Source organism: Veillonella parvula (genome assembly GCF_048309325.1).
Lineage (GTDB): Bacteria > Bacillota > Negativicutes > Veillonellales > Veillonellaceae > Veillonella > Veillonella parvula_T.
Genome location: NZ_DBFBTX010000005.1, coordinates 476651 through 489298, shown reverse-complemented (window position 1 = coordinate 489298; position 12648 = coordinate 476651). Strand labels below are relative to the sequence as shown.

Sequence of the window (12648 nt, the reverse complement as noted above, 5' to 3'; positions counted from 1 at the left end):
CAGCCACCGTCTAGTCATAATATATGTATTATACCATTAAAAGAGACTAAATATAATAGAAATAATAGCACCCACTAAAATAACAACAGTTGCGACAGTGAGAATGATGCTGCCAAAGAATACAACAGCAGCCAAAATAATCCCTAAAACAATGAACAATATAATTCGACTAAGCCAGCTTGTACTATTAAAGCTATACACCTTAACTTTCGGTTCATATTGATTGTTTTCATCGTAATATTGTTGCTCGTCATTGATATTGGTTGGCGTTGAATCTACATGGACGGAATCGCCTACCTCTTCAATAGTTACACCATCAAATTCTCGTCTCTCATCATCGGATAATACGCGTGTATTAGGTTCACCAGAATAGGTACTGCGACTATAAGTATCATCTGATTGACTATTTCTATATGTATTTTGATTATTGTTTATATTGTGTTGATCATTCATATGTATTTCCTTTATATGAACAAATACTAATTGATTTTATACAATTTATTATACCATATTTTACCATCATAATGGCAAATAGAAATCCCTTCAAATATAAACTCATATATCTGAAGGGATTGTATTTATATATATTGATTAATATTAATATATGCTTACACGTAGATTAGTCATTTAAGAATTTTTTAAGTAATTCATTTACCATACCAGGATTAGCTCGACCTTTGGATTCCTTCATAACTTGACCAACTAAGAAGCCTATAGCCTTACCATTACCACTCTTGAAGTCTGCCACTGGTTGTGGGTTATTAGCAATAACTTGCTTAACTATTTCTTCAATGGCACCAGTATCTGTAATTTGAACTAAACCTTCCTCTTTTACAATAGTATCAGCATCCTTGCCGGATTCCCACATGGATACGATAACTTTTTTCGCGATTTTACCGGAAATTGTACCTTTGTCGATTAGGGCAATCATACCAGCCAAGTTTTCAGGACTTACCTTGGATTCAGCAAATGTTAAACCGCTTTCATTAATCATCTTGGACAAGTCACCAAGCATCCAGTTGGCCACAGTTTTAGGATCTGCACCTGCTTTTACAGTAGCATCTAAGAAGTCCGCTGTTTTACGGGATACAGTAAGAATAGTTGCATCTTCACGAGACAAGCCATATTCAGATACAAAACGTTCAATCTTAGCATCTTGTAATTCTGGCAGTGCACGACGTACTTCTTCGATTTTTTCATCTGTAATTACGATTGGTACCAAATCTGGTTCTGGGAAGTAACGGTAATCGTTTTCTTCGTCTTTTTTACGCATCCCAAGCGTGATACCTTGTGCATCATCCCAAGTACGTGTTTCTTGATCTACTTTGCCGCCAGCTTCGATTAACTTAGCTTGACGCAACGCTTCATATTCAACAACTTTTTGAATTGCAGTTAAAGAGTTAACATTTTTAGTTTCTGTACGTGTACCAAATTCTGTAGTGCCACGTAAACGTACGGATACGTTACAGTCACCACGCAAAGAACCTTCTTCCATACGACCGTCAGATACTTCTAAATATTGTAAAATAGAACGTAATTTTTCAACGTATGCTCTCGCTTCTGCACCGGAACGAATATCTGGTTCAGATACGATTTCAAGAAGAGGTACACCCGTACGATTGTAGTCAACATTAGAAGATTTAGAGTCGGAAATAGTGTTGCCACTATGGACGAGTTTGCCTGCATCTTCTTCCATATGAATACGGGTAATACCAATGCGTTTAGTTTCACCATTAACCTCAATATCTAAATGACCATTTAGGCAAATTGGCAAATCATATTGAGATGTTTGATAGTTTTTAGGCAAATCAGGATAATAGTAGTTTTTACGGTCAAATTTGTTAAAGTTAAGGATTTCACAATTCAATGCTAAACCTACTTTAATAGCAAATTCTACTACTTGTTTATTTAACACAGGCATTGCACCAGGTAAGCCAAGGCACACTGGGCATACATGTGTATTTTGATCACCGCCGAATTCAGTGGTACAACCACAGAAGATTTTAGACTTAGTCTTAAGCTCTGTATGAACCTCTAAACCAACGACTGTTTCGTATTTACTACTCATAGAGAAACCTCCCCAGTTGGTGCTACTAATTGACAGTCTGGACGTGCTTGTTCAAATGTGAAAGCGGCACGTAACAATGTTTCTTCACCCATAGCAGGGCCAAGCAATTGTAAGCCGATTGGCAAATTACTGCTGCTCATACCTGCTGGAATGCTAATACCTGGAATACCTGCAAGGTTTGCTGGTACTGTACAGATATCTTCTAAGTACATTGCCAATGGATCATTTGCTTTTTCACCAAATTTATAAGACGTATTAGGTGCAGTTGGTGTTAAGATCAAATCCACTTTGGAGAATGCTTCATCAAATTCATTTTTAATGAGGCGGCGAACTTTTAATGCTTTCAAATAGTAAGCATCGTAGTAACCAGCACTCAATACATATGTACCTAACAAAATACGACGTTGTACTTCTGGACCAAATCCTTCTGTACGAGTTTTAGTAGACATTTCTACTAAATTATCCGCCGGTACGCGCATACCATAGCTTACACCGTCATAACGAGCCAAGTTAGAGCTTGCCTCTGCTAATGCGATGATATAATACGCAGATAATGCATATTTAGAGTTAGGCAAGGAAACCTCAACGATTTCAGCACCTAATTTTTTATATGTTTCGATAGCCTCTTCTATAGCTTTGCGAACTTCACTATTGAGACCTTCGCCAAAGAATTCTTTTGGCACACCGATTTTAAGATTTTGTACATCATTTACAAGAGCTGTAGTGTAATCTACGCGAGCCCCTGGAATCGATGTGGAATCCTTTGCATCGTAACCAGAAATAGCATTCAATACCAATGCAGCATCCGTTACATCCCGTGTAACAGGTCCAATTTGATCTAAAGAAGATGCAAAAGCAATAAGGCCGTAACGGGATACATTACCATAGGTTGGTTTCAATCCAACTACACCGCAGAAAGAGGCTGGTTGACGAATGGATCCACCTGTATCAGAACCGAGAGCCCAAATTGCAGAACCACTGGAAACAGCAGCTGCACTACCACCAGAAGAACCACCCGGTACACAGTCAATATTCCATGGATTAGTCGTTTTTGCTAATGCAGAATTCTCTGTAGAACCGCCCATAGCAAATTCATCCATATTAAGTTTACCAAGGCTAATATAATGATTGTCTTGTAATCGCTCGATAACAGACGCATTATATGGAGGCACAAAGTTTTCTAACATTTTAGACGCACAAGTTGCGGGTTCGTCTTTGATACAAATATTATCTTTAATTGCACCAGGAATACCAGCTAGTGGAGAAATCGCTTCACCTTTAGCAATTGCTTCATCTACAACCTTAGCTATAGTTAAAGCACGGTCATGAGAATCGGACAAGTACGCATGCACAGTCGGTTCCACTTTAGCTTTATGAGCAATAACAGCATTCGTCAATTCAACGGCACTGATTTCTTTATTCACAAGTTTTTTATGTAATTCATGAATTGTCGGCACAGCAAAATCTCCTATTCTTGTACAACACGAGGCACTTTAAAGTACCCATCTTCTGCTTCTGGAGCATTGGATAAAGCTAACTCATGATCAAGGGATGGTTTCTTTTCATCCTCTCTAAATACATTGTGTAAAGGTACAGCATGAGCCATTGGTTCAACACCATCTAGTTCTAATGCATCTAGTTCAGCAACATAGGTCAAGATGTCGGACAACTCTTTTTCTACATGTGCCATATGTTCTTCTTTAACTTCCAAACGTGAAAGCAAGGCGATTTTTTTTATTTCCTCTTGGCTGATTTTCATCGGAACACATCCTTTCATAATTACTTATTATAAAGCATAGATGTATTATTTTCAAAGGAATTACTATACCTGTACAGCGACTTTACGTAGGACGGAGCAAGCAGGTATAGTAATTCCTTTTTTACTAATTAATGCTAATAAAACGGGGCCCATAAAAAATTAAATATCTTTTCCAAGTTCTTTTAATAGCTCTACGAACTCTTCTTCGTTTATCACACGAATACCCAATTCATTTGCTTTAGTGAGTTTACTACCACTATCTTCACCAGCTATAACAAGTGTTGTCTTCTTAGAAACGGAACCAGTAACCTTAGCCCCATGAGCTTCAAGGATTTTACCCGCTTCAGTGCGTCCCATCACCTCAAGCTTGCCTGTGAGAACGACGATTTCGCCTTCCAATTGATTGCCTGCAGCTTCTACTACATCTACAGTCATCTTAAGACCTGCTTGAGTTAAGCCTTCAATAATTGCCACATGTGCTGGATCTTGACGATATTCAATAATGCTATCTGCCATTGTGGGACCGATTTCTTCAACTGCAACTAGCTCATCCTTAGTAATAGTCATGAACCGTTCCATAGATTTGACCACATTAGCTATAGTGGTAGCAGCCTTAGAGCCAATTAAACGGATTCCTAAACCATATAAGACTCGATCCAAACCGCGTGATTTAGAATCATCAATAGCCTTCACCAAATTTTCTGCAGATTTTTTACCCATACGCTCCATTGTAACAAGTTGATCCACAGTTAAGTGATATAAATCAACCACATTTGTAATTAACTTGTTATTAATCAAATTTTCTACAATACTAGGACCAAGGCCATCAATATTCATAGCGTCACGAGAGGCAAAGTGAATAATTTGTTCCTTTTCAATGGCAGGACAATGTTTATTCGTACATCGAACTGCCGCTTCTCCTTCACGACGAACTGCAGGAGATTCACATACAGGACATGTATTAGGAATTGTAAAAGGAATTTCAGAACCATTTCGCTTTTCAGGAACAACACGGATAACCTCCGGAATGATTTCCGCCGCCTTGTGAATGATAACGTGGTCCCCAATACGAATATCCTTTTCATCGATAAAATCTTGGTTGTGTAATGTGACTCGGCTTACGTTCGTACCAGATACAAATACGGATTCAAGCTCACCAGTAGGAGTTAGAACCCCTGTGCGACCTACATTAATGGTAATATCTTTAAGGATTGTTTCCACTTCTTCAGGTGGATACTTGTACGCAGTGGCCCATTTAGGATCCTTTGCAGTGCTACCAAGAACCTCTTGATCATCAAAGCTATTTACCTTAATAACCATTCCATCTGTATCATATGGAAGTTCATGGCGCTTATCTCCCCAATAATTAATGGCTTCAATTACTTCATCAATTGTTTTACATACACGATAATGAGGATTTACAGAGAACTTAAAGTTCTCTAAGCTCTTAAGCAATTCCTCTTGGCTATGAATATTGGCTCCCACTTCAGAACCTATAGCATATGCGAAAAATGCTAAATTCCGGTTAGCAGTAATAGCTGGGTCTTGTTGGCGTAAGGAACCTGCTGCAGCATTTCGGGGATTTACAAAGGTTGGGAGACCTTCTTCATCACGTTCTTCATTAATACGTTTAAATTCACTATGAGGCATATATGCTTCACCGCGAACTTCAATAAACTCAGGTGCATTATCTAAAAATAATGGAATAGATTTAATGGTACGTACATTAGCTGTTACATCTTCGCCAACGCGACCATCACCACGCGTAACAGCACGGACAAACATACCATTTTCATAATGTAAATTAACCGCTAAGCCATCGATTTTAAGTTCTACCACATACGCAGAAGGCTTATGGCCAAGTTCCTTTTCTACACGATTTCCAAATGCTCGTACTTCATCAGCATTAAATACATTACTAAGGCTTAACATAGGACGTCCATGAACGACCTTTTCAAAGGAGCCTTCCACCTTCATACCAACCCGTTGTGTTGGAGAAGATGGCACAATATATTCAGGATGAGCTGTTTCTAACTCCACAAGCTCACGATATTTTTTATCATATTCAAAGTCGCTCATAGTAGGAGCATCCTTTACGTAGTATAAGTACTGCGCATGAGTGAGTTCCTGTTGCAACTCTTTAATTCTATCTTTCGGATCCATTTTATATCCTTTTTTACAGAAATATAGTTATTTAAATAATTGTATATGTTCCCCATTTAACCATATACATAATTAGGATAATCATCCCTTTTTAACTGGTGCAAATTTTGCCATTACAACGCGCACACCTTGTGTAGGAAACTCAATGGTCAATTTCATACCAGCACCTTCACCAGTTACGTTGATTACTTTGCCATTCCCCCATTTACTATGAATCGCCGTATCGCCCACCTTCCAGTCAGCAATTACTTCATTGCGTACGATTGGCTTCGTCACGGGGCGGCTAGTAACACTCATATGTTGAGGTACATGACGTTTAATATCATCAGGCACTTTACGCTTAGCACGTAAGCCATCTACTAACTCTTCTGGAATTTCATCGATAAAACGAGATGGTAAATAGCTGCTAGTGCGTCCAAATACGGTACGCGTAGTGGCATTAGAAATATATAATTCCTTTTCAGCACGAGTAATACCTACATAAGCAAGGCGGCGTTCCTCTTCAATTTCCTCAGGGTTCATCAAGGTGCGACTATGAGGGAATAAACCTTCCTCCAAGCCACCTAAGAATACAATAGGGAATTCCAAACCTTTCGCAGCATGTAATGTCATCAATGTAACTTTAGACTCTTCTTGCTCGAAAGAATCAACATCATTTACAAGTGCTACTTGTTCCAAGAAGTCTTCCACTGTACCAGTTGGATTTGTATCTTGGAAGTCTTTAGCTACAGATAAAAGTTCACCGATATTCTCAGCGCGAGCCTGATCTTGTGGATCTGTACTCTCTTCTAATTGTGCCAAGTAACCGGTTCTATCGAGAATAGATTCTAAGATATCAAGTACCGTTTTATCTTCCATTTCAGCTACGAGAGTAAAGATAAGGATACCAAATTCCTCTAACTTTTCCTTTGTCTTACCTTTAATCGTATCTACTAGATGCAACTGTGTTAATGTCATAAACAAGGACGTGCCATTTGCGCGAGCATAATCTTGTAGTTTTGCCACTGTAGTAGCACCAATACTACGCTTAGGTACATTGATGATGCGCAATAAACTCAAATCATCGAATGGATTATATAACACGCGTAAGTAAGCTAAAACGTCCTTAATTTCTTTACGATCATAGAACTTCGTGCCCCCTACCATCGTATATGGCAGAGCCCGTTTAATCAGCGCTTCTTCAAGTACACGAGATTGAGCATTTGTACGGTACAAAATAGCCATATCACCATAAGGCACACCATGAATATCGTGCTTTTTAGCGATAGTATCGCCGATGAAAGCAGCTTCTTCATGTTCAGACTGAGCCGTAAAATGCTGAATTTTAGCCCCTTCTGTCTTATCTGTCCATAAATTTTTCTTAGGACGGCCTTCATTATTTTCAATTACCGCATTGGCTGCATCAAGAATAATCTTTGTAGAACGATAGTTTTGTTCCAACTTGATGGATGTACAGTTCGGATAATCCTTTTCAAAGTCCAAGATATTTTGAATATCTGCGCCACGCCATGCGTAAATACTTTGATCAGCATCACCTACAACGGCAATATTTTTCCAATGAGAGGCTAATAATTTAGCCAATAAATATTGAGCATGGTTCGTATCTTGATATTCGTCGATCATAACATAACGAAAACGTTTGCTATATTTATCTAACACAGCCTCATTGGACTGTAATAATTTAACAGCTACCAATAAAAGATCATCAAAATCTAGAGCATTATTCTTACGCAATTCCCGTTCATAATACTCATATACATCAGCAACCTTTTCTTGGTAAAAGTCTCTTGCTTGCTTTCTAAAATCTGAGGCAAATAACAATTTATTTTTTGCATCAGATATGGCACCAATCATAGCACCTACAGGATAGTATTTATCGTCGAGGTTTAATGCTTTTAAAGCAGCCTTAATAACAGCTTGAGAGTCAGATGTATCGTAGATTGTAAAGTTACTGTTATAACCTAAGAAGTTATCTAATTCAAAACGCAAGAATTTCGCACAGAAGCTATGAAATGTGCTGAGCCAAATGCGATTGGCTACATCACCAACAAGACCTTCTACACGGCTTTTCATCTCCTTAGCCGCTTTGTTGGTAAATGTAATCGCCAAGATTTCATATGGATTAACACCTTGAGCTAATAAATGTGCAATGCGAACGGTTAACACCTTTGTTTTACCAGATCCAGCACCAGCTAAAATCAATAAAGGGCCTTCCGTATGTTGAACGGCTTGTTGCTGCTCTTTATTTAAACCTGTTAGTAATGAATTCATCGGAACACCCCTATCGCCCTTACAAATACTATAGTTTGATAATCATATAAATAGAGAAGAAGAACGTTGCAAGCAACGTTCTTTATCTTTGTATACTACTATACTATTTCATAGCACCAAGAATTGGTGGTACGATTTGTTTTTTACGAGACATAGTATTTGGCAAGAATACACCATTGTCTTTAACTTCTTTTTCGAATGCTTTTGTTACTACAGCCTCAACATCACCACTGAATAGCAATGTAGTGCTTTCATCAAGAATATTTGTAACCATAATGTAAGATGCATCGTAGTTGTTAGCACTGCGAAGAGCTTCTAAAGCCGCTACAAGTTCCCCTTGTTTAGCCAATACATCTGTTGTATCCATAACAGAAATTTGGCCGATAGAAATTGTTTTACCTGCTTCAGAAAATTCTTTCATATCAGTACGAACAATATCATCATTAGTCAAATCAGAAATGTCTGCACCAGCTTTTAACATATCAAGGCCATAAGATTCGATGTCAACACCAGCGATTTCAGCTAATTTATGAGCCATTTCTTTATCTGTTTCTGTGCATGTTGGAGAACGGAATAATACAGTATCAGAAATGATAGCAGATAACATCAAACCAGCAATACCTTTAGGAATTTCTTGATTGTTTTCTATGTATAATTTAGTAATGATTGTATTAGAGCAACCTACTGGTTCTAAACGCATGAATACAGGACCATCAGTTTCGAAATCACCAATGCGGTGATGATCCACAACACCGCACATATTCATAGACTTGTAACCGTCAATGATTTGTTTAGATTCATTGTGGTCTGTTAGGTATAAGTTGCCACCTTCTGGAGCAAATTCTTCCCAGTTCTTAACGATTTGTGGATGTTCAAAACCAAAATGGTTCAAAATGTATGTTGTTTCTTTGTTCGCTTCACCTGCACATACTGGAGTTGCTGGTGTACCCATTTGAGTTAACAAATTAGCAAAAGAAATAGCAGAACAAATGGAATCTGTATCAGGGCTTTTATGACCTGCTACATATGTTTTTACTTCACTCATAATATACCTCTTTTATATTAATTTCACACTTAATATCGACTTACGTCAATCCGATTTTTAACTCTATTATTATATCATAAATTATATAAAAAAACACGCCACTACTAAGTAGTGGCGTGTTTTTATCATTCTACAAAATTATCTAATGTAGATGATTAGTCGTGCTTTTTTTTGCGGTTTGTCAATAAACCAGGCCCAAGTGTTTCAATGATGATAAACAACATTGGAATGATAAAGATACCAAACAATGTTGCTGTTGTCATCCCTGCTACTACTGTAATACCCATAGTTGTTCTAGCACCAGAACCAGCACCAGAAGACAATGCCAATGGCAATACACCAAGGATAAACGCAAAGGATGTCATCAAGATTGGACGTAAACGAATTTTTGCAGCTTCGATAGCGGCATCAACAACGTTCATACCACGTTCGTCTACACGAATCTTAGCGTACTCGATGATTAAGATCGCATTTTTTGCGGCCAAACCAACAAGGGTCAAAAGACCGATTTGCATATAAATATCGTTAGCTAAGGAATATCTACCTGTAAAATTCAACAAGAATGGAACTAAAGAAGCTCCAATCATACCAGATGGTACAGAGAACAATACGGCAAATGGAACCTTCCAAGATTCATACAAAGCAGCCAAGATTAAGAATACAAATACTAGACCTAAACCAAGAATCATGATGGTTTGAGAACCAGCTTTCAATTCTTCACGAGATTGACCTGCCCAGTCATATGTATAACCAGCTGGTAACGTTTTAGCTGCCGCCTCTTTCAATGCATTAATAGCATCACCAGAGGAGTAACCACGTGCTTGAGAACCGCCGATTTGTACAGCCATAGCATTATCAAAACGTGTAATACTAGATGGCATACCAGTTTGTTCCTTCGTAATATAGTTAGAAACTGGAACCATAAGGCCCTTACTATTACGAACAGCTAACATATTAAGCTGATCTGCATTTTGACGATAAGCGTCTTCAGCTTGAACTACTACTTTGTAGTTTTTACCATATGTAGTAAAGTCATTGACTTGAATACTACCATAGAAACCTTGTAATGTAGTAAAAATATCTGCTAATGCCACACCATCTTGGGCCGCTTTTTCGCGGTTTACATCAAATTGTAAGGATGGTGTAGATGTATCGAAGGTAGTGTAAACAGATTGAATGGCAGGGCTCTTACGAGCTTCTGCTAAGAATTCATTAGCACGTTCCGCCATAACTTGTGGGCTATCACCAGCTTTGTTGATGATGTACATGCTAAAACCACCAGTAGTACCAAGACCAGGAATAGATGGTGGATTCAATGCAATAACTGTAGCTTCAGGAACACCTTGTGCAGCAAAGCCAAATGTTTGACCAATCATAGCATTAATGGATGTAGCTTGTGTTGTACGATACTTCCAGTCAGACATGGTTGCAAAAATTACACCAGCACTAGATTTTTGACCGCCACCTAAAAGGTCAAAGCCTGCTACAGTAAATACTTCTTGGAATAATTGTTCATCCTTAGGCTTTTCAGGATCATTTTTACCTTCCAAGAAAGATGCGATTTTTTCAAGTGTAGCCATAGTACGTTCTGATGTAGCACCAGGTGGCTCATTAACAGCAATCATGTAGTAACCACTATCCTCTGCAGGTACAAAGGATGTTGGTAAGAAGTGGAATACTAAACCTGTACCACCAGCAAAGATTAATAATGCAATAACAGTTAAGCTCAAACGATGGCTTAAACGAGCCAATTGGATACCATACCAATTGCTAAAACGCTCTAAAGCTGCATTAAATTTGTTTAACTGACGATGTACCCAGTCTTCACGCTCTTTAGGTGTGTGAGGTTTTAACATCGTAGCACATAGGGCTGGTGTCAAAACAAGAGCGACAATCGCAGAAATAACAACAGATACAGCGATTGTTAAAGCAAACTGTTTGTAAAGGATACCTGTCATACCACCCATGAAGGCAACCGGTACGAATACCGCTACCAATACAAAGGCGATACCAATTACAGGGCCTTGTACATTTTCCATCGCTTTAATAGCCGCCTCTTTAGGAGACAAACCATTATATTGTAATTCGTACTCTACCGCTTCTACTACTACGATAGCATCGTCAACTACGAGGCCGATAGCCAATACCATGGCAAATAGAGTTAATGTATTGATGGAGAAATCTAATAATACGAATGCCCCAAATGTACCAAGCAAAGATACTGGCACAGCAATCATAGGAATAATTGTAGATCGCCAGGATTGTAAGAATACATATACTACAAAAAGAACGAGTAGTAATGCTTCTACAAAGGTATGCTCTACCTCATTAATAGAGGCACTTACGAATTTAGTATTATCTACAACTACGTTATATTGCATATCTGGTGGGAAGGATTTAGATTGTTCATCTAGTACCTTCTTAACATTCGCAATAGTTTCTAATGCATTGGCATCATTTTGTAAGGAAATAGCAAAACCTGCTACCTCTTTATGTGCGGACTTAGCAATAAAGTCATATCCTTTAGCACCAATTTGAATGCGAGCAACATCTTTTAGATGCAATACCTTACCATTAGAGCTTTTAATAGCAATATTACCAAATTGTTCAGGTGTTACAAGACGACCTTCAATTTTGATAGGGTATTGAAATGCTTGTTCCCCATTAGTAGGATTTTGACCAACTGTACCTGCAGCAGCCTGTAAGTTTTGTCCCTTAATAGCTGCTGTTACTTCAGAAATGGTAACACCAAGATTTTGCATCTTCGCTGGATCTAACCAAATGCGCATAGCATAATCAGAACCGAACTCTTGTACAGAACCGACACCCTTAATGGCTTTAATAGCATCCATCATATAGTTGGTACTATAGTTCTTTAAGAATGTAGAATCATAAGTACCATCAGGTGAGTTCAAGGAAAATACCATAGCCATATCACCAGAAGATTTAGTAGTTGTAACACCAACTGCTTGTACCTCTGCAGGTAATTGAGCAAGTGCTGCTTGTACACGGTTTTGTGTATTAACCGTATCCATATCGGCATCTGTGCCTTGATTGAACTGAACAGTCAAAGAGTAACTACCATTACTAGAGCTACTAGATGTCATATAGTCCATATCTTGTACGCCTACGATTTGTGTTTCAATAACACTGGCTACCGTATCATTAACAACTTGAGCCGTTGCACCTGTATAGGCAGTGTTTACACGAACTGTAGGTGGAGAAATTTGTGGATATCGAGCTATCGGAAGGTTCATCATAGAAATGAGACCTACCAAGGTAATAACAATGGCTATTACAATGGCAAAGATAGGTCGATTAATAAAGAATTTCGACACGATC

At 38.3% G+C, this 12648-nt stretch carries 8 protein-coding genes; all 8 read right to left on the bottom strand.

What is annotated here, in order from left to right; translation table 11 throughout:
- Window positions 1-36 precede the first annotated feature (36 nt).
- The gene (locus ACMKPP_RS07085; protein WP_077708459.1) at window positions 37-453 is read right to left on the bottom strand and encodes a transcriptional regulator; all 417 of its coding nucleotides are present in this window, start codon (window positions 451-453) and stop codon (window positions 37-39) included.
- A 166-nt stretch (window positions 454-619) separates the two neighbouring features.
- Window positions 620-2068 (bottom strand): Asp-tRNA(Asn)/Glu-tRNA(Gln) amidotransferase subunit GatB, encoded by a 1449-nt coding sequence (gene gatB / locus ACMKPP_RS07080; protein ID WP_004695962.1) that lies wholly within the window; start codon window positions 2066-2068, stop codon window positions 620-622.
- On the bottom strand, window positions 2065-3525 hold the full coding sequence (gene gatA / locus ACMKPP_RS07075; RefSeq protein WP_004697406.1) for an Asp-tRNA(Asn)/Glu-tRNA(Gln) amidotransferase subunit GatA: 1461 nt from the start codon (window positions 3523-3525) through the stop codon (window positions 2065-2067). Before gatA ends, gatB begins: the two co-directional genes overlap by 4 nt.
- An 11-nt stretch (window positions 3526-3536) precedes the next feature.
- A complete protein-coding gene (gatC, locus tag ACMKPP_RS07070) occupies window positions 3537-3827 on the bottom strand; it encodes an Asp-tRNA(Asn)/Glu-tRNA(Gln) amidotransferase subunit GatC (protein WP_004695967.1) in 291 nt (96 codons plus the stop codon).
- Between the two features lie 159 nt (window positions 3828-3986).
- Entirely contained in the window at window positions 3987-5990 is a 2004-nt protein-coding gene (ligA, locus tag ACMKPP_RS07065; RefSeq protein ID WP_021148202.1) for an NAD-dependent DNA ligase LigA, read from the bottom strand.
- An 81-nt stretch (window positions 5991-6071) separates the two neighbouring features.
- Complete coding sequence (gene pcrA, locus ACMKPP_RS07060) at window positions 6072-8261, bottom strand: DNA helicase PcrA (protein ID WP_270278693.1); 2190 nt, start codon at window positions 8259-8261, stop codon at window positions 6072-6074.
- 103 nt (window positions 8262-8364) lie between these two features.
- A complete protein-coding gene (locus ACMKPP_RS07055) occupies window positions 8365-9306 on the bottom strand; it encodes a manganese-dependent inorganic pyrophosphatase (protein WP_077708463.1) in 942 nt (313 codons plus the stop codon).
- A 155-nt stretch (window positions 9307-9461) separates the two neighbouring features.
- Entirely contained in the window at window positions 9462-12644 is a 3183-nt protein-coding gene (locus ACMKPP_RS07050) for an efflux RND transporter permease subunit (protein WP_270278692.1), read from the bottom strand.
- Window positions 12645-12648 lie beyond the last annotated feature (4 nt).

What these genes read in the sequence shown, in the direction of transcription:
- gatB (WP_004695962.1), bottom strand. Translation starts at nt 2,068, where the DNA reads ATGAGTAGTAAATACGAAACAGTCGTTGGTTTAGAGGTTCATACAGAG.
- ACMKPP_RS07085 (WP_077708459.1), bottom strand. Translation starts at nt 453, where the DNA reads ATGAATGATCAACACAATATAAACAATAATCAAAATACATATAGAAAT.
- ACMKPP_RS07055 (WP_077708463.1), bottom strand. Translation starts at nt 9,306, where the DNA reads ATGAGTGAAGTAAAAACATATGTAGCAGGTCATAAAAGCCCTGATACA.
- ligA (WP_021148202.1), bottom strand. Translation starts at nt 5,990, where the DNA reads ATGGATCCGAAAGATAGAATTAAAGAGTTGCAACAGGAACTCACTCAT.
- pcrA (WP_270278693.1), bottom strand. Translation starts at nt 8,261, where the DNA reads ATGAATTCATTACTAACAGGTTTAAATAAAGAGCAGCAACAAGCCGTT.
- gatC (WP_004695967.1), bottom strand. Translation starts at nt 3,827, where the DNA reads ATGAAAATCAGCCAAGAGGAAATAAAAAAAATCGCCTTGCTTTCACGT.